Source organism: Actinomadura sp. NPDC049382, from assembly GCF_040677125.1.
Classification (GTDB): Bacteria; Actinomycetota; Actinomycetes; order Streptosporangiales; family Streptosporangiaceae; genus Spirillospora; species Spirillospora geliboluensis.
The window spans coordinates 44,328-62,133 of sequence record NZ_JBFARO010000035.1 but is presented as its reverse complement, the minus strand read 5'-3'; the positions used below and the strand labels follow the sequence as shown (position 1 = coordinate 62,133).

The 17,806-nt window shown below is 71.6% G+C and carries 18 protein-coding genes; 10 read left to right on the top strand and 8 right to left on the bottom strand.

The annotated features are described in order from the left end of the window. Positions 1-253: 253 nt before the first annotated feature. Positions 254-565 (top strand): WhiB family transcriptional regulator, encoded by a 312-nt coding sequence (locus AB0K34_RS22055; protein WP_089329881.1) that lies wholly within the window; start codon positions 254-256, stop codon positions 563-565. Positions 566-1,431: 866 nt separating this feature from the next. After that, on the top strand, positions 1,432-2,820 hold the full coding sequence (locus tag AB0K34_RS22050; RefSeq protein WP_364550558.1) for a hypothetical protein: 1,389 nt from the start codon (positions 1,432-1,434) through the stop codon (positions 2,818-2,820). A gap of 63 nt (positions 2,821-2,883) precedes the next feature. Here AB0K34_RS22050 and AB0K34_RS22045 read toward each other — a convergent pair whose 3' ends face one another. Together AB0K34_RS22045 and AB0K34_RS22040 are read right to left on the bottom strand one after the other, a co-directional pair. After that, entirely contained in the window at positions 2,884-4,050 is a 1,167-nt protein-coding gene (locus AB0K34_RS22045) for an ArsA family ATPase (protein WP_301173887.1), read from the bottom strand. Between the two features lie 361 nt (positions 4,051-4,411). After that, complete coding sequence (locus AB0K34_RS22040) at positions 4,412-5,407, bottom strand: ArsA-related P-loop ATPase (protein WP_364550556.1); 996 nt, start codon at positions 5,405-5,407, stop codon at positions 4,412-4,414. 234 nt (positions 5,408-5,641) lie between these two features. Between AB0K34_RS22040 and AB0K34_RS22035 the strand changes: the two genes are divergently transcribed. Continuing rightward, on the top strand, positions 5,642-6,679 hold the full coding sequence (locus tag AB0K34_RS22035; RefSeq protein WP_364550554.1) for an SPFH domain-containing protein: 1,038 nt from the start codon (positions 5,642-5,644) through the stop codon (positions 6,677-6,679). A 106-nt stretch (positions 6,680-6,785) separates the two neighbouring features. On the opposite strand, the gene AB0K34_RS22030 is transcribed toward AB0K34_RS22035, so the two are convergent. Further along, positions 6,786-7,355, bottom strand: coding sequence for an AraC family transcriptional regulator (locus AB0K34_RS22030; protein WP_364550552.1), 570 nt, complete (start codon positions 7,353-7,355; stop codon positions 6,786-6,788). A 245-nt stretch (positions 7,356-7,600) separates the two neighbouring features. On the opposite strand from AB0K34_RS22030, the gene AB0K34_RS22025 reads away from it, so the two are divergent. The 5 genes from AB0K34_RS22025 to AB0K34_RS22005 are packed head-to-tail and all read left to right on the top strand — an operon-like array spanning position 7,601 to position 10,499. Further along, complete coding sequence (locus tag AB0K34_RS22025; protein ID WP_364550551.1) at positions 7,601-7,966, top strand: DUF4345 domain-containing protein; 366 nt, start codon at positions 7,601-7,603, stop codon at positions 7,964-7,966. Positions 7,967-8,016: 50 nt separating this feature from the next. After that, positions 8,017-8,175 carry a DUF4177 domain-containing protein gene (locus AB0K34_RS22020; protein ID WP_021591512.1) on the top strand — a complete coding sequence of 53 codons (159 nt, stop codon included), beginning with the start codon at positions 8,017-8,019 and terminating at the stop codon, positions 8,173-8,175. A 44-nt stretch (positions 8,176-8,219) separates the two neighbouring features. Beyond that, positions 8,220-8,681 (top strand): RidA family protein, encoded by a 462-nt coding sequence (locus tag AB0K34_RS22015; RefSeq protein WP_138636950.1) that lies wholly within the window; start codon positions 8,220-8,222, stop codon positions 8,679-8,681. A 46-nt stretch (positions 8,682-8,727) separates the two neighbouring features. Next, positions 8,728-9,582, top strand: coding sequence for an NUDIX hydrolase (locus tag AB0K34_RS22010; protein ID WP_138636949.1), 855 nt, complete (start codon positions 8,728-8,730; stop codon positions 9,580-9,582). A gap of 14 nt (positions 9,583-9,596) precedes the next feature. Then, entirely contained in the window at positions 9,597-10,499 is a 903-nt protein-coding gene (locus AB0K34_RS22005; protein WP_240807665.1) for an MBL fold metallo-hydrolase, read from the top strand. A 49-nt stretch (positions 10,500-10,548) separates the two neighbouring features. On the opposite strand, the gene AB0K34_RS22000 is transcribed toward AB0K34_RS22005, so the two are convergent. Further along, on the bottom strand, positions 10,549-11,235 hold the full coding sequence (locus AB0K34_RS22000; RefSeq protein WP_067483689.1) for a Crp/Fnr family transcriptional regulator: 687 nt from the start codon (positions 11,233-11,235) through the stop codon (positions 10,549-10,551). Positions 11,236-11,464: 229 nt separating this feature from the next. Between AB0K34_RS22000 and AB0K34_RS21995 the strand changes: the two genes are divergently transcribed. Continuing rightward, positions 11,465-12,124: a TetR/AcrR family transcriptional regulator gene (locus tag AB0K34_RS21995; RefSeq protein WP_364550548.1), complete on the top strand. Its 660-nt coding sequence runs from the start codon at positions 11,465-11,467 to the stop codon at positions 12,122-12,124. 14 nt (positions 12,125-12,138) lie between these two features. On the opposite strand, the gene AB0K34_RS21990 is transcribed toward AB0K34_RS21995, so the two are convergent. The 3 genes from AB0K34_RS21990 to AB0K34_RS21980 all read right to left on the bottom strand — a co-directional run bounded on the left by AB0K34_RS21990 (position 12,139) and on the right by AB0K34_RS21980 (position 15,068). Then, complete coding sequence (locus AB0K34_RS21990) at positions 12,139-13,476, bottom strand: alpha/beta hydrolase family protein (RefSeq protein WP_364550546.1); 1,338 nt, start codon at positions 13,474-13,476, stop codon at positions 12,139-12,141. Positions 13,477-13,602: 126 nt separating this feature from the next. Continuing rightward, positions 13,603-14,175 carry a carboxymuconolactone decarboxylase family protein gene (locus AB0K34_RS21985; RefSeq protein WP_364550545.1) on the bottom strand — a complete coding sequence of 191 codons (573 nt, stop codon included), beginning with the start codon at positions 14,173-14,175 and terminating at the stop codon, positions 13,603-13,605. Beyond that, positions 14,172-15,068, bottom strand: coding sequence for an SDR family NAD(P)-dependent oxidoreductase (locus tag AB0K34_RS21980; protein ID WP_364550543.1), 897 nt, complete (start codon positions 15,066-15,068; stop codon positions 14,172-14,174). The genes AB0K34_RS21985 and AB0K34_RS21980 overlap by 4 nt, the downstream gene beginning before the upstream one ends. A gap of 147 nt (positions 15,069-15,215) precedes the next feature. Here AB0K34_RS21980 and AB0K34_RS21975 point away from each other — a divergent pair, with 147 nt between their 5' ends. After that, entirely contained in the window at positions 15,216-16,673 is a 1,458-nt protein-coding gene (locus AB0K34_RS21975; protein ID WP_364550541.1) for a sigma-70 family RNA polymerase sigma factor, read from the top strand. Between the two features lie 12 nt (positions 16,674-16,685). On the opposite strand, the gene AB0K34_RS21970 is transcribed toward AB0K34_RS21975, so the two are convergent. Beyond that, positions 16,686-17,806 (bottom strand): helix-turn-helix domain-containing protein (locus AB0K34_RS21970; RefSeq protein WP_364550540.1); only part of this gene is annotated, 1,121 nt, incomplete at its 5' end.

Here is a 17,806-nt window from a genome sequence, read left to right as displayed (position 1 = left end):
CTCCCGGACGTTCGTCCGTTATGCCCTCATGATGACAACCTGCGCTGTGTCTGGCGCGTCAACTACAGGTAACTAGTCCGTTCCGGCGGTATGGCCCCGGTGGGCTATATCGAGAATGGGCCCATCGGGGGCTGTTGAAACGTCCCTCGCTTCCGTAAGTTCTTCCCCACGGCTTTCGTTTGGCGGCCTGACGTCCGCGCCCGTCCGGCCAAGGAGCGCAAATCGACACAGACCCTAGGGGAGTGGGGCCAAGATGTGGATCACGGATTGGACCGCCCGCGCCGCCTGCCGTAACGCGGATCCTGATGCCCTGTTCGTGCAGGGAGCGGCGCAGAACCGAGCCAAGCTCATCTGCCGCGGCTGCCCGGTGCGCACGGAGTGTCTCGCTGACGCCCTCGACAACCGGATCGAGTTCGGTGTCTGGGGCGGGATGACCGAGCGGGAGCGCAGGGCACTGCTGCGGCGGCGACCGGATGTGCGGTCGTGGCGCGATCTGCTGGAGACCGCGAAGGAAGAGTACGAGCGGTCGGTCGAGGCGGACGAGCAGGAGCTCGTCGCCAGCTGACCTCGGCGGGCCGCGAGCGGCCCGTCCAGGCGTCCGGCAGAGGTTGGTTCTAAGGACCGGCACGGTCCAATGAGAGCGTGGCCGCGGGCCCGCACCGTTTTCGCGGTGCGGGCCGCGGCCACATGCTCTGCCCTCTCACTGATCGTCCACCCGTGGCGGTAGATGCCGCCTCCGTGCGGGTTCCCGCGCGGCCGCTGCGCTGCTTCGTGCGCCGGGCGGCGGCAATAGGGCGATCAGCTCGCGGAGGAGGCTTTTCCGTGCGTCGAGTGCACGTCGGCCTGCGCGTGCGCACCGGCCGGTGGTCATCTGCGCTCGAATGCGCGACGCGGCGCCGCCTGCACCGTTGCCGATCGCGTCCCTGATGGGCGTGGTCAGCACTGTCGCTTCGCAACGGAGTTGCCTCTTCTGGGCGGCGAAGTGAAGCATGAACACCACATCACGCGCCGATTTCGCCTTTTCGGACCGACGGCGCAGTCATTTTGTGCAAGCCGGTACTGATCGTCGCGGTATCGCCAATGGCGTCGTCGGTCGACCGCGCCGCATGAGGGCGACGTGCCCGGTGCATGCCGGCTGGAACACGGTCGCTGGCAGCGGTGCTCGGGGCGACGGCGCCGGCGATTCCCTCCCAGGTCGGGGTGGCCAAGGTCACCGTCCCCGAGTTGTGAGCGCGCCCGTCGGCCCGGCCTCCGGGCGGTGAGAGCGGCGACGCCCGCGCGTCTGCTTGGAGTTCGTCAAGGGGCGGGCAAGAAGCGGTGGCCGGGAGCGCATCGTCCCAGCTCGGAGCGTTGATCACCGTAGTGTCCGTGCGGGTGCGCCGCGCGGACGGACGCGGTGCGCCGCCGTTCACCGGAGCGAGGGGGCACGTTGTGACGGGACGTTGGAGGATCACCGCGGCGGTCACCGGGGCGACCGCCATGGTGGCCTTGTCCGCCGGGCTGCCGGCCGCCGCCGGGAGCACGTCCGAGCGCACGGGGCCGTGGGTCCTGATGGCCCAGGAGAACTTCGACCGGCCGCTGCGCGTCGACGGCGAGCCGTGGCGCCTGGACCCGCAGGGGCCGCGCAGCCCCTGGCACGTCGACGCGTTCGACGACGACGGCGAGGCCTGGACGAAGATCAGCGGGCCGCTGTTCAAGAAGCAGCTCGACACCCTCAACGTGTTCCGCAAGCGCGTCGCGTTCGGCCGGGACGGGTGGCTGACCGCCGAGGTCGCCGCCGTCGACAAGGACCGCGACGGCCGTCCGGACTCGCGGCCCGGCCTGTCCAACGCGTCCCTCCCGGGCGGGCAGAAGGTCGCGCGGATCTCCGAGCCGAGCTGGGACGCCGGCGTGCTGATCCGGCCCACCCGCCCGCTGCCGCCGCGCTACCGGGTGGAGATGACGCTGCGGGGCATCGACTTCGGCGGCAAGCGGCAAGGCACGTGGGACTACAACGGCAGGCACAACGGCTACACGCGGGAGCCGTGCAAGACCCGGTACCCGTGGACGTTCCAGGGCGCGCTGCCCGGCAAGACGCGCTGCCAGTACCCGGACGTGACGAAGGAGAACGGGTTCTACTACCTGACGATCCTCGACTACGCGAACCCGGCGCCGCACGGCAACCCCGGTATCCACTACCGGCGCAAGGTCATCATGGACGGCTACTACAGCGACGACGAGCGCTGGAAGGACGCCGGGACCTGCAACCCCAGGACCGGCAAGATCTACCGGACGTTCGACGGCACCTTCAACGGGATCAACGCGCTGTTCGTGCGCGGCGACATGTTCCGGGAGGCCGCCAACAACAACATCAGCAACGAGTACTACATCAAGACGGCCTGCGGGAACGTGTCCATGGACAAGCCCTACGGGCCGGGTGGACGCTTCAAGCAGCACCTCACCAGCGCTGAACTCCAGCCGCAGCTGCTGCCCAAGGCGTCCTACCGGTTCGCCGTGGAACGCGACTCCACCGGCTACACGCTGGAGATGAGCGGCCCGTTCCTCCACACCGGGCAGACGACGCTGCGCGTGCACCATGACTTCGTGGAGGACGGCCGTCCCATCTGGCACTACAACCAGACGCCCGGCGAGTACGACGGCCGCTTCGACCGCAGGCTCGTCCACAAGGGTCCTGCTGGGACGTACATCACCAAGCACACGTGGCCCAAGGGGTCGGCCTATCCCGACTCGTTCATCATCGGCGACCCGCACCTGAACTACTACGAGGGCCAGGCATACGTCGACGACATCCGCCTGTACGTCCCGAGCAACGCTCGTTAGGCCACGGGACGGCTCGGCGCCGCGTCCCTCCCAGGTGGGGTGGGAGCGTGGCGCCGAGAGCGGTCAGGCGGCGGCCGTCGGGGTCGCGGTGGGGGCGGCGAGGTCCTCGCCCACCTGGCGCAGGCCCTCCAGGTCGTGGACGTCCTCGGCCTGGGCGGGGACCGCCGTGACCGGGACGGTCGGGTGCGTGGACGCGAAATGGTCGCGGAGGCGCTCCTCGCGGGCGGCCAGCTGCATGCGGTCGGTGTGGAGGCGCAGCAGGGCCGCGGTCAGCGTGTGCTCGCCGCGCTCCTCCAGCGTCTCGGCGGCGGCCTGGCTCCGCGCCGCCGACAGGCCGTCCGCCGCGGACTCGTGGACGCGGTTCACGACGAGCCCGGCGAGCGGCATCCGCTCCTCGGCGAGGCGCTCGACGAAGTAGGACGCCTCGCGCAGCGCGTCCGGCTCGGGCGCGGCGACGACGAGGAACGCGGTCCCGGGGGTCTGCAGCAGCTTGAACGTCTTCTCGGCGCGCTCCCGGAACCCGCCGAACATCGTGTCGAACGCGGCGACGAACGTCTGCACGTCGCGGAGCAGCTGGACGCCGAGGACCTTGTTGATGGCCCCGGTGAACATGCCGAACCCGGCGCTGATCACCTTGACTCCGAAGCGGCCGCCGGTCTTGGCCGGGGCGGCGAGGATCTTCATGAAGCGGCCGTCGAGGAAGCGGCCCATGCGCTCGGGGGCGTCCAGGAAGTCCAGCGCGTTCCGGGACGGCGGCGTGTCCACGATGATGAGGTCCCAGGCGCCGGAGCGGTGCAGCTGCCCGAGCTTCTCCATCGCCATGTACTCCTGCGTGCCCGACAGGCTGGACGACAGCGACTGGTAGAAGGGGTTCGCGAGGATCTGCTTCGCCCGGTCCGGGTCGGCGTGCGCCTCGACGATCTCGTCGAAGGTGCGCTTCATGTCGAGCATCATGGCGTGCAGCTCGCCGCCGTCGTCGCCGTCGATCTCGATCTTGCGCGGGTTGTTGTCGAGCTCGGACAGGCCCATCGACTGGGCGAGCCGGCGCGCCGGGTCCACGGTGAGGACGACGACGTCCCGGCCCCGTTCGGCGGCCCGCACACCGAGCGCGGCGGCCGTGGTGGTCTTCCCGACCCCGCCGGACCCGCAGCACACGATGATCTTTGTGCGCGGGTCGTCGAGCAGCGCGTCGACGTCCAGGGCGGGGGGAGTCTTGCTGATCGGGCTCATCGCTTCACCTCTGCCGTCCGGCCTCCGGCCCTCCACCGGGACCGCTCCACACGCCTCACCGCACCGCTCCCAGCGCACACCCAGGACACCCCGGGCACCGCCCCAGCGCACACGACCGCCCGCTCACCGTCCCCCGGCACCGCCACCACGCGGGCGCTCTGTGCAGGACGGTCCCTTGCAAAGGACCGCAGCGTGCCCTGGTTTTGCTCGGTCATGCGTGCTGTCTGTAGGGGGTGACCCTCCACACCCCTCACAAAGGACCGCAGCGTGCCGTCGCTTCGCTCGGTCATGCGTGTTGTCGGTGGGGGGTGACCCCCCACGCCCCCCACCAAGGACCGCAGCATGCCGTCGCTTCGCTCCGTCATGCTGCGCCCTGGGCGCGCAGGGCGGCGGCCAGGTCGTAGAGGCCGGCGAGGTCCATGCCGTCCGACAGCATCGGGAGGGTGTAGCGGGGGCGGTCGATCGAGTCGAGGCGTTCCTTCTCGCGGCGCTGGAGCGCGGTGCGGCGGGCGTGGTCGCCGGCCTCGGCGGCGAGGACGGCGGCGATCGACTCGGCGTCGTGCTCCAGGCCGGCGGCCTTGACGCCGCGCAGGATCTCGTCGGTGTCGAGGGTGCCGGCGGCGGCCGCGGCGAGGTCGTCCTCGGTGAGGACGGGCTCGTGCTCCATGTTGACGATGACGCCGCCGACGGGGAGCCCCACGTCGGTCAGGTCGCGGATGCCGTCCATCGTCTCCTGGACGGGCATCTCCTCAAGGAGCGTGACGAAGTGGACGGCTGTCTCCGGGCTGCGCACGACCTTCATCACGGTGTCGGCGTGGTTGCGCACGGGGCCGACCTTGGCGAGGCCGGAGACCTCTTCGTTCACGTTCAGGAACTTCGTGATGCGGCCGGTGGGCGGGGCGTCCATGACGACGGCGTCGTAGATGAAGGAGCCGTCCTTCTTCTTGCGCCGCACCGACTCGGAGGTCTTGCCGGTGAGGATGACGTCGCGCAGGCCAGGGGCGATGGTGGTGACGAAGTCGACGATGCCGAGCTTGGTCATCGCCTTCCCGGCGCGCTTGAGGTTGTAGAACATCTCGAGGTACTCGATGAGCGCCTCTTCGGTGTCGATCGCGAGCGCGTACACGTCGCCGCCGTCCGGGGCGACCGCGACGCGGCGCTCCTCGTACGGGAGGGGCGGGCAGTCGAAGAGCTGGGCGATGCCCTGGCGGCCCTCGACCTCGACGAGCAGGACCTTGCGGCCGCCGGCGGCCAGGGCAAGGGCGAGGGCGGCCGCGACGGTCGTCTTCCCCGTGCCGCCCTTACCGGTGACCACATGGAGGCGTACGCCGTCCCAGTCGGTGTCTCTCGCGCTCACCCGATCGACCATATCGTTCACTCGGCAAACACTTCAGAGGCCGCCCACCCGTATGCAAGTGATCCCTGACACGGTCGCCCGGAAGATCATCTGGATGGACGTTGTAAACGGGCCTGCCCGCGCGGTTAGCTGGGAAACGTGGAGCCGTCACCGACGGTTCCGTCTGGATCTTCACGGGTCCGGAGTTCTGCCGGCGTGCAGGCGCCGGCCGGCCACGTGAGAAAGGTGCCCGTGATGGAAGCGGTGGCACTCATCATCCTGCTCATCGTCGTCGTCGGGGGGCTGCTCGCCCTGACGTCGTCGATCCGCATCGTCCAGCAGTACGAGCACGGCATCGTGTTCCGGTTCGGCCAGGTCCAGCGGGGCGGGCAGCTGCGCCCCGGCGCCGTGCGGACCCCGGGTCTGACGGCGATCGTGCCGGTCGTGGAGCGCATGCAGAAGGTCAGCCGGCAGACGATCACCATGGGGGTCCCCGGCCAGGACGGCATCACGCAGGACAACGTCAGCGTCCGCGTCGACGCGGTCGTCTACTTCCGGGTGATCGACCCGGTGAAGGCGATCGTGAACGTCCACAACTACGGTTACGCGGTCTCGCAGGTGGCGCAGACGTCGCTGCGGTCGGTCATCGGCCAGGCCGACATGCAGGAGCTGCTCGGCGAGCGCGAGAAGATCAACATGCGGCTGCGCGCGATCATCGACGAGATCACCGAGGGGCCGTGGGGCATCCTGATCGAGCGGGTCGAGATCAAGGACGTCTCGCTGCCCGAGGGCATGAAGCGGTCGATGGCGCGGCAGGCCGAGGCGGAGCGGGAGCGCCGCGCCCGCATCATCACCGCGGACGGCGAGTTCCAGGCGTCCAAGCGCCTCGCCGCCGCCGCCGAGATCATGTCGCAGGACCCGGCGGCCCTGCAGCTGCGGCTGCTGCAGACGGTCGTGGAGGTCTCCGCGGAGAAGAACAGCACGCTGGTCATGCCGCTGCCGGTCGAGATCCTGCGGTTCTTCGAGCGCGCCGCGGGCGGTCCCGGGCGCACCGAGGAGGAGGGCGACGGAAGCAGGCTCGACCTCGGCGAGCGGCTCGCGAAGGCCGAGGAGGAGCTGGCCAGGGCGGCGGAGCAGCCCTCGACCCTGGAGTCGGCCGAGGACGTCCCGCCGGTCATCGGGCTGGACGAGCCGAAGCGCGAACCCGCGTCGAGCGAGAACCGCGGCATCACCAGCGGCGGCCCCGCCTCGAAGGAGCCCGCCTCGGAGGAGCGGCCGGACGAGCCGCGCTGACCTGTGGGCCGCCCCGCGCAGGGGCGGCCCGCAAGCACGGTCACCAGCCGCGCTGGAGTGCCGTGCTGTGGTCGGCCTGTCTCCGGCGGCCCGTGCCGAGGGCCGTTCACGGTGACCGGTCGCCGCGCCGGATGGTGAGCGGGACGGCCAGCAGGCGGGACGGGGTCAGGCCGAACATGCCGTGGAACGCACTGCTCAGATGGGACGGGCTGGAGAAGCCCGCGTCGGCGGCGACGCGGGTGAGGTCGTGGCCCGCGTCGATGAGTTCGGCCGCGCGGAGCATCCTCGACCAGAGGCGGTAGCGGCGGAAGCTCGTCCCCGTCTCCGCCTTGAACAGATGGAGAAAGCGGGACACGGAGAGGCCCACTTCATCGGCCAGAAGCCTCGCGGACACCGTGGATTCCGGGTTCCGCAAGAGCCGGCGGGTGGCGGCATGGATGCGCGGGTCGCGTCCTCTACCGGGAGAGACCGGTGCTGCCATGGTCAGCCAGGAGGCGCCGTACCCGTGGCGCAGCAGGCTGGTCTCGGCGCGGTGGGAGTGGCTCAGGGGCCCGTCCGTCACCGTCATTTGGGCGCGGCATGACTTGGCGTAGGACGAGCCCGCGTCGAGGTAGCAGAAGACCATCTGCCCGCCCTGGGTGACCACCTGGTGCGGCAGGCGCGGTGGAATCAGCACGCTGCGGGCGGTGACGGGCGTCCGCCCAGGGACTTCCACTCGGACGGGTGCGTCGACACCGACGGCGAGACACTCCACTGAGCCCGTGTGCACGCCAAGGTCCAAGGACGGGCCCGCGTAGAGCGCCTGTCCCGGCCACAGCCAAAGGGCGGCGCTCGCGGAGCACGTTCTTGAAAGCGCCTGCACGGCGGCTCCCACATCCTTCCGGTGAAGCGAGTTCGGAGACTAACCCGGAGGTCCTGGCAGTGCCCACCACAGTCATCGTCGTAGTCGCCGTGTTCTTCCTCGGGATGGGGCTGTACGGCCTTGCAGCACCGGCCGCCCTGATCCGGCCGTTCGGGGTGGTGCTGTCTTCGGCGGACGCCCGTACCGAGGTCCGTGCCGTGTACGGAGGGTTCGGCATAGCGATGGCGGGTCTGCTCGCAGTAGCGGCACTTGATGTCGGCCAGGTCCGGCAGGGGGCCGTCCTAGCGGTGGCGTGTGCGCTTGCCGGGATGGCCGTGGGGCGCCTTGTCGGGTGGGTCGCCGACAGGCAGATCGGGTTCTACCCGACGTGGTTCTACTTCGGCGTGGAGGCCGTTGCCGCGGGGGCCTTGGTGGGCGCGCTGTGAACGATGGGCTCGAACGGGGTTCCAGTGGGGCGATCGCTAGGGTGAACGCCATGAAGAAGTGGGAGTACGCGACCGTTCCGCTGCTGGTGCACGCGACCAAGCAGATCCTCGACAACTGGGGCCAGGACGGGTGGGAGCTCGTCACCGTCCTGCCGGGTCCGAACCCGGAGAACCTCGTGGCCTACTTCAAGCGCGAAGTGCAGTCGTAGGCGCCGGATTCCAGTCAGCAGCACCTCAACGAGGAGGAGTGGCCATGAGCACGCCCGAAGAGCGGATCCGCGAGCTGGGGATCGAGCTGCCGGAGGTCGTCCCGCCGGTGGCGTCGTACGTGCCGACGGCGCGGACGGGTTCGCTGGTCTACACGGCGGGCCAGGTGCCGATGGTGAAGGGCAAGCTGGGCGTCACCGGGAAGGTGGGCGCCGAGGTCGACCCGGAGGAGGCCGCCCGGCAGGCGCGGATCTGCGCGCTGAACGCGATCGCGGCGCTGAAGGCCGAGGTCGGCGAGCTGTCGCGGGTGGTGCGGATCGTGAAGGTCGTCGGGTTCGTCGCGAGCGCTCCGGACTTCCACGGGCAGCCGCAGGTGGTCAACGGGGCGAGCGACCTGCTGGCCGAGGTGTTCGGAGACGCGGGCAAGCACGCGCGCAGCGCCGTGGGCGTCGCGGTCCTGCCGCACGATGTGCCGGTCGAGGTGGAGCTCATCGCCGAGGTCCAGTAGGACCAGGCTTGACGGAACGCCATTCGGTATGTCCGAATGACTCGCCATGGGCACTGTGAACGGGTTGAAGCTGCCGGCGAGTTTCCGGGATCGGATCGAGGACATCCGGGCGGGCCGGGCCGAGCCCGTTCCCGCCCGGGACGCGGCCACGGTCGTGGTGCTCCGGGACCATGACAAGCACGGGCTGCAGGCGTTCATGCTGCGTCGCGTCCGGTCGATGGCGTTCGCGCCGGGCGCGTACGTGTTCCCCGGCGGGTCGGTCGATCCGCGCGACGGCGAGGCCGAGCTGGCGTGGTGCGGGCCGCCCCCCGCCGAGTGGGGCGGGGCGTTCAAGGCGGGCGAGACGCTGGCCCGCGAGCTGGTGTGCGCGGCGGTCCGCGAGACGTTCGAGGAGACGCTCGTCCTGCTCGCCGGGCCGACGAGCGGCACGGTCGTGGACGACACGCGCGGCGACGACTGGGAGGCCGACCGGCAGGCGCTGCTGGATCGTTCCCAGTCGTTCGGCGGCTTCCTCGCCCGGCGCGGCCTCGTGCTGCGCGCCGACCTGCTGCGCCCGTGGGCGCACTGGATCACCCCGGCGATCGAGCCGAAGCGCTACGACACCCGGTTCTTCGTCGCCGCGATGCCGGACGGGCAGCGGGCCAGGGACGTCAGCACCGAGGCCGACCAGGTCGCCTGGGTGCGTCCGGCGGAGGCGGCCGAGCGGGCGGTGAAGGGCGAGTGGATGATGCTGCCGCCGACGATCGCGACGCTGGCGGAGCTGGCCGAGTTCGACACGGTCGCGGACGTGCTGGCGGCGCCGCGCGAGATCGTCGTCCACGAGCCCACCGCGGAGATCATCGACGGCGAGGCGTACCTCGTGCTGCCGGAGGGCACCGAGCGGCACTACGCGCAGGGCTGACGATGGGCCGCGGAATGCCCCGCTCGCAGGCCGTCATGTGGCGGCTGGCCGGGACGTCGGCGCTGCGGCACCTCGATCGGCTCGGCTGGAACCCGGTCCGCCACCCCGATCGGGCCTCGGGCAGGATGGGAGATATGACGGAGATCGACGGGATGGGTACCGAACGAGCGGTCTGCGTGCTCGCTCCGAACCCGTCCGCCATGACCCTGGACGGCACCAACACCTGGATCATCGCCGAGCCCGGGTCGGACGAGGCCGTCGTCGTCGATCCCGGGCCGAAGGACGGCAAGCACCTCAAGCGCGTCCTGGACGTCGTCGAGCAGCAGGGGCGGCGCGTCGGGCTCGTCCTGCTCACGCACGGCCACCCCGACCACTCGGCCGGGGCGGGGAAGTTCGCGAGGCTGGCCGGCGGCTCCGTCAAGGTGCGGGCGCTGGACCCGAAGCACCGGCTCGGCGACGAGGGGCTCGGGGAGGGCGACGTCGTCACCACGGGCGGCCTGGAGCTGCGGATCATGGAGACGCCGGGCCACAGCGACGACTCGCTGACGTTCTGGCTGCCGGCGGACGGCGCCGTCCTCACCGGCGACACCGTCCTCGGGTACGGGACGACCGTGCTGGAGGGGAGTCTCGGCGACTACCTCGGCTCGCTGGACCGGCTCCGCCGGTTCGCCGCCGACGTCGAGGCCGCCACGATCCTCCCCGGCCACGGCCCCAGGCTGGACGATCCGATCGCCGTCCTCGACCACTACATCGACCATCGCCGCGAGCGCCTCGCGCAGGTCGAGGCGGCCGTCGCGGCGGGCGCCCGCACGGCCCGCGAGGTCGTCGAGCGGGTGTACGCCGACGTCGACAGGGCGCTCTGGCCCGCCGCCGAATGGTCGGTCCAGTCGCAGCTCGACTACCTCAACTCCCGCTGAGGCCGCCGGGGCCCGCTGGGGGCCCGCTGAGGCGCCGCCTGTCGGGGACTTACTTGGAGCGCTTGCGGAGGCGCTCGATGTCGAGGATGACGACGGCCCGCGCCTCGATGCGCAGCCAGTTGCGCTGGGCGAAGTCGGCGAGCGCCTTGTTCACGGTCTCGCGGGAGGCGCCGACGAGCTGCGCCAGCTCCTCCTGCGTGAGGTCGTGGTGCACGTGCAGGCCGGCCTCCGACGGCTGGCCGAACCGCTCCGCCAGGTCGAGCAGCGCCTTGGCGACGCGCCCGGGGACGTCGGTGAAGACCAGGTCGGCCATCACGTCGTTGGTCTTGCGGAGCCGCTGCGCCAGCGCGCGGAGCAGCTGGACGGCGACCTCGGGGTGCCCGGTGAGCCAGGGCCGCAGGTCGTCGTGGCCGAGCCCGGCGAGGCGGCACTCGGTGACCGCGATCGCGCTGGCGGTGCGCGGGCGCGGGTCGAACAGCGACAGCTCGCCGAACATCTCGCTCGGGCCGAGCACGCTCAGCAGGTTCTCCCGGCCGTCCGGCGCCGTCCGGGTCAGCTTGATCTTGCCCTCGAGGACGACGTACAGCCGGTCTCCCGTCTCACCCTCGTTGAACAGTGTCTGACCGCGGGCGAGACGCACCTCGGTCACGTTGGCGCGCAGCGCCTTGGCGCCCTGCTCGTCGAGGGCCTCGAAGAGCGGGGCTCTGCTCAGAACGTCCACGTCGCGATCGGTCACGCTTCTCCTCCTCGAACACCTACATGCCTAGTGTGACGTACGTCCCACCGCGGACGTGAAGGCAGGGTCACGGCGCGCCGAAACGCGGGACCGGGGAACTTCCGTCCCGCGGCGGGCCACGGTCCCGTTCGCCCAGTGTACGGACCACTGGGTGAATGCCATCACACCGGTCTCATCACCTGTTAACGGACGACCCGGGCAAGGGGCGCGGGTGCCTTAACCTGAGCGGATGCAGAGCTCCGGATCCGGCCCCGCACCGCGCCGGCTGCCGCGGGGCCGTCACGCGCTGTCCCGTTCGGAGGTCGAGCGGGTGCACCGTGACCGCCTCTGCGCGGCCATGGCCGCGGCGATGCTGGAGAAAGGGTACGTCGGAACCTCGGTTGAGGACGTCCTCAAACGGGCGAGAGTGTCGCGGCAGAGCTTCTACGGGCTGTTCTCGTCCAAGCTCGACTGCTTCATGGCCGCGTTCGACAAGGCGGGCGAGGTGCTCATGCACCGCCTGGAGGGCGCCGTGGGCGCCGCCGCCGCGGCGGGCGGGGGCGAAGGCGACCCGGCGATCCGGTTCGAGCGGGCCGTCACCGCCTATCTCGAGGCGCTGTCGTCCGAGCCGGGGTACGCGCGCCTGTTCCTGGTGGAGGTGTACGCGGCAGGGCCGGAGGCCGTACAGCGGCGTGCCGCCATACAGGGCGCGCTGGTCGGCGCCTTGACCGGGCTCATGGGCGTGACCAGTCCGGCGGGCGAGTTCGCGTGCAAGGTCGTCGTGGCGGCGGTGAGTTCGATGGTGACGCCGGCGATCGCGACGGGCGACGTGGAGGGGCTGAAGGCGATCGGCCCCCCGATCACCGAGCACGTGCGCCTCCTCGTCCGGTCGGGTGTTCTGGACTCCTGACCTGCGCTGAGGCGCTATCCGGCCGTCTGAGGTGTGGTGATGCTCACTCGCGTGGTGGCGACGCCGTGTGCGCGCGGGAGCGTGATGGTGAGCCGTCCGTGCGGCCCGGCGGTCGTCTTGATGACGCGGTGCGTCCATCCCTGCGTTACACCGACGACGACACGTGTGCCCGGACGGTAACTCGCGGGGGTCGTGACCGTGGCGGTCCCGGAGGCGCGCAGCGTGAACCCCGCCTTGGACGCGTCGGACAGCGCGCTGAACTCCCGGGCCTTGCGCCGGTCGAGCGAGACCGTCCAGCCCCACTGCGTCCAGGTCCGGTCGATCGACCGGTAGGACGTCTTCGCCGGCGGCGGGGGCGGCGCGGCGAACGTCCGCATCAGCGGGTCGATGTGCTGCCGCAGGTCACGCGCCCAGTACGGGAAGATGTGGGTGCCGAACACGTAGTCGGTGTACCGGCTGGGGATCTTCAGCTCCTGCAGCCGCCGGTGGAAGCCGACCGTCGAGGTGTGCGTGAGCGCCTCGATGCCGATCGCGGCGGGGTCCGGCACCGGCGGGTCGAGCGGGCCCGGCAGGCCCGTGGCCGTGTAGAGCGCGAGCCGCATGCCGCGCAGGTTGGACGCCAGGCCGGCCGGGTCGTGGCCGCGCCAGTTGACGTCGTCGGTGAGCCGGGAGCCGAAGATCGCGTCCGGGCTCACCCCGTTGAGGGCGACCGCGATGTAGGAGACGACGGCCGTCGCGCCCACCGCCACCACGGGATCGGAGGAGATGTCGGGCGCGCCCGAGAACGACGCGGCGGACACGAACAGCTCGGGATGCCGGGCGGCGTAGCTCATCGCGCCGAACCCGCCCTGGGACAGGCCCGCGACGGCCCGTCCGCCGCGGCCGGCGACGGTGCGCAGGTTGCGGTCGATCCACGGGATCAGCTGGCCGACGTGGAAGGTCTCCCACTTGGACGGCCCGAGCTTCGTGCCCGGGTCGGCCCAGTCGGTGAACCAGCCGCCGCCGTTGCCGTCGAAGCCCGCGTCCGGCATGACGGTGATCAGCGGCCGTCCGGCGGTGGTCTTCGCGGCGTCGCCCTTCTCGACCCAGTCGGCGGCGCTTCCGGACGTCCCGTGGAACAGGTAGAGGACGGGGTAGCGGGCGCTCGTCCGCCGCTCGTAGCCGTCCGGCAGCAGGATGCGGACGTCCACGGCCCGTCCCAGCGCGGCCGTGCGCACCCGGACCGCGTACTGCCGGTCGTCAATGCGCCGCACGTTCACGACCTGGATGCCGCTGTCGTCGGAGAACCGGACGCCGCTCTCCACCGCCTGCGCCGGGACGGTCAGCCCGGCCGACGCCGTCACTGCCGCCATCACGACCGCGGTGAGGCGCTTCCCAGCAGCCGTGCGCCTCGCTCTTGTACGGACAGGTTCGGAGGGACGGGCGGCAGAGACGGGGGCTGGGGGCATGGGGGGACCTCCTGCGAAGACGGTTCCGGGTCAGCTGCCTCCGGGGCGGCGGGGGTGCGGGCCTCGGCGGGGCGCGTCGGGCTGGACGCGGAGGGCGGTGATCGCGGTGGCGAGCATCTCGTAGTGCCCGGCGAGCATGATCAGCTCGACGCACTCCCCCTCGGTGAGGTGGGTGCGGAGCCGTGTCCAGGTCTCGTCGTCGAGGTCCCGCTCGGCGTGGAGCCGGTCGACGGCGGTGAGGATCGCCTGCTCGCGGGGCGTCCAGCCGCCGGCGGACGGCCCCGCCTTGACGCGCTCGACGTCCGGCGCGCGGACGCCGATGCGGCGCCCCAGGCGGACGTGGTGGTCGAACTCGTAGCGGCAGTCGCGCAGGTGCGCGACGCGGAGGATCACCAGTTCGGTCTCGCGGCGGGGCAGGGTGCCGCCGGGCATGAGCCGTCCCGCGAACCACAGCCAGCCGCGGAAGAGCCCGCGGCGGCGCGCGAGGGTCAGGAAGAGGTTGGGCGGGCTCGTTCCCGCGACGCGTCCCGCGGCCTGGCAGATGACCCAGTTCAGCGCGCCGACGTCGCGGAGCCGGCCGGGCGTGGCGCGCGGCGCCGTCACCGCGCCGAGTCCGGTTGCGGCGTGGTCAGTTCGACCTGTTCCTTCCGCGCGACGTCGAGGATGCGGCGCAGGTCGCGCTGGACGGCGCGGTCGACCACGGGCTGCGCGAGCATCCGGACCGGCAGGACGCCGCCGACCCACCAGGGGGCGACGACGCGCTTGGAACGCCGGGCGATCCCGCGCTCCAGCGCGTCGATGCCGACCCGCAGCGGCGTGACCTTCGAGATGAAGCTGCTCGCCGACCTCGCGTTCGTCAGGGCGGACGCGGCCTCGGTGCTGAAGCCCCGCTGCGTCATGTCGGTGTCGAGTTCGGCGAAGTAGGCCACGCCCGCCTTCGCACCCCACGGCTTCAGCTCGGACCTGAGCGTGTTACCCATGGCCTCCACCGCCGCCTTGGACGCGCTATACGCACCCAGCAAAGGCGCCTGGACGGCCGCGGCGAGGGACGCCACGGCCAGTGCGTAACCCCGCTCGTGGCTGATGTGGGGGCCGGCCGCTCGCAGCGTGTTGTAGACGCCGAGCACGTTCACCCTGAGGCTCTGCTCCAGGACGGACGGGTCGCCGCCGATGATGGGCATCTGCGCGGCCACACCGGCGTTGGCGACGACCACATCGAGGCCGCCCAACTCCTGCACCGCGTTGTTCACGACCTCCTCGACCCTGTCGCGGTCGGTCACGTCGCACGTCCACCAGGGGGCGGACCCGCAGTCCGCGGCGACGGAGGCGAGCAGGTCGGGTTCGAGTCCGGCGAGCGCGACGCGCGCGCCGCGTTCGTGCAGCCGGGCGGCGAGGGCCGCGCCGATGCCCCGAGCCGCGCCGGTGATCAGCACGCGGCGGCCGGCCAGGGTCGCCGGCCACGGGGACGAGTCCCACCGGGTGGAATCAAGGATCATGCCGCGACTCTAACATTAATGAACACACTCGTTCTTTTAAGGTTCGCTGCAAATTTCCGTAATGGCGGTACGGAACCGGCGTCTCCTCGTGCGGTGACAGGCGACCTATGAGGGTTGTGGTGACATGCGGGCCACAGGTTGGATGGCGTGGTGGTAGCGGGCGTGGAGGCGCGGCCGGACGCCGACCTTCTGGCGGCAGCCGCGGACGGTGACGAGCACGCGTCTGAGGAACTGTTCCGGCGGCACCACACGGCCGTACTCAGGTACGCGCGCGGGTTAGTCCGGGACCAGCACCTCGCGGAAGACCTCACCAGCGAGGCGTTCACCCGCACGTTCGCGGCGATGCGCCAGGGCCACGGGCCGCGCGACGCCTGCCGGCCCTACCTCTACACGGTGGTCCGCAACACGGCCACCGACTGGGCCCGCGGCGACCGCCGCACCGTCGTGACCGACGAGGTCGCCGACTGGGCCTCCGCCCCCGAGGACGACCCTCCGCCGGACGTCGACGAGCTGGACGCGCTCGTGCGCGCCTTCCGCTCCCTGCCCGAGCGGTGGCAGACCGTCCTCTGGTACACGGTCATCGAGGACGAGCCCATCGCGCAGGTCGCGGAACTGCTCGGCATGGAGAAGGGAGCGGTCTCCCAGCTGTCGTTCCGCGCGCGCGAGGGGCTTCGCCAGGCGTTCCTTGCGGCCAGTGCCGGAGGACGTCCCGAATGCGCGGAGTTCACCGCCGAACTCGCCGCGAACGTCCGCCGCCCAGGCCGACGTCGCACACGCGCGCTGCGACGGCATCTGGAGTCGTGCGATGAATGCAGGCGCGCGTCCAAGGAGATGACCGACCTCAACGGGCGGCTGCGGCGCGCCCTGCCCATCGGTGCCGTGCTGCTGGGCGCGCCTTCGGCGCCGTTCAGCCCCCTTGCTCCACTCGGCTCGGCGGCTTCCGGGGCCGGGTGGGCGCTGCCCATCGCCGTGGCGGGCGGCATCGCCACCGGGCTCGCGATCATCCTGTTCAGCACGGGAGGGGACGGGGCACAGGCACCCCCAGAGGCCATCCGGCCGTCCGCTGTGCCTGCCCCGCAGACTTCTGTGGCGCCGCAGGACGTCCACCGGTCCGACTATGCTGCTGCTACACAGACCCCTGGGCGGGACGGCACGGCCCCTGGCGCTGGCGCTACTCCCGGTGCGGCCTCGGGTGCCGGCCCTTACCGGGTGCGCAACACGACGCTGCAATCGTGCCTGGCACCGAGCGGCACGGCGGTGGTGCAGCGTTCCTGCTCCGACTCCACCACCGGCTGGAAGCGCGAGAACGTCGGCGGCGGTTTCACGCTGACGAGCTCGTCCACCGGGCAGTGCATGGCCCGGGGCGAGGCGTCGGCGGGCGTGCCCTGGGAAGGCGGAAGCGAGTACTCGGTGGTCATGGTGCCCTGCGGCGGCGCGCACCAGGTCTGGACGTTGGCGCAGACCGCTCCGTCGGTCTACCGGCTCAGCAACGGCGAGGGCTACTACCTGCAGGCGAGCTGGTCCGGGCTGAAACCCGTGTCGCTGAAGCCGGCCTCCTACGCGGGGATGGCCGCCCAGGGCTGGGCCATCGAGGGCACGCGCTGACCACATCGGTGCTTACCCGTAGCTGAGGTCGTCCCGCGCGGCGGCGGGCTCGGCGTTGAGGGCGAGCCATGCACGCAGCGCCATGTGCAGCTCAAGACGGTCGGACGTGCTGTGGAGAGCGTCACCGAACAGGTCCTCCAACTGCCGCAGCCGGTACCGGACGGTCTGCGGGTGCAGATGCAGGTGGCCCGACACCTCCGTGGCGTTGAACCCGCACTCCAGGCACGTCAGCAGCGTCTCGGCCAGCCGGTAGCGCTGCGCCGGGCGGGCGCGCAGCAGCGGCGCGAGCCGCCGGTCGATCACCTTCTCGATCAGCACCCGCTCCCGCATCATCACGATGATCGGCATGTGCCGCTCGGCGACCACCGGCGAGGCGGCCGTGATCAGCCCCTGGCAGGCCAGCCCCAGCGCCTCGCGCGCCAGCCGCAGCGACGTGCCCGCGTCCGCCGGCGCGACCGCCGGGCCGATCGCCGCCGTCCAGCCGTGCAGGTGCCGCTCCAGCATCCGGGCGCGGCCGGGGCCCTCCGGGTCGGGCACGATCAGGCACGGCTCCGCCAGGTGCAGGCCCAGCAGGACGTCCGGCGGCAGCGCCGGATGCCGCGCCTCGGACCCGTGCTCGCGGAGCGCGACGGCGGCGACCGTGCGGGGCAGCGCCCAGTCCGCCTCCCGTGCCGGACCCCGCAGCTCCTGCGCGGACGCCTCGCCCAGCAGCAGCTCCAGCAGCCGCCGGCGGTGCTCCTGGCGCGCCCCCGCCGCGCGGGCGGCGGCGTCCGCGTGGCCCTCGGCGACGATCGCCGCCACCTGGTTCAGGTAGTCGAGGGCCGCGTTGGCGATGGCCGCGATGTTGGCCGGGCTCGTCCGGTGCCCGAGCCGCTCGGCGCACTCCGTGAGCTGCTCCACCGCGAGGCCCGTCCCGATCCGCGTCGCCGCCTGCCACGCGTCCAGCGTCCGCCCCTCGCTGGCCTCCCCGACGCCGATCTGCCGCCAGAACTCCACCACCTCCGCCGACGGCGCGCCGGGATCGGCCATCAGCTCCAGGAAATGGCCGATGGCGCACTCGACGCCCAGCACCATCGCCTTGGCGTAGCGGGGGTCGTGCGGCCGCACGAACTCCGGCAGCCGCTGCTCGATCC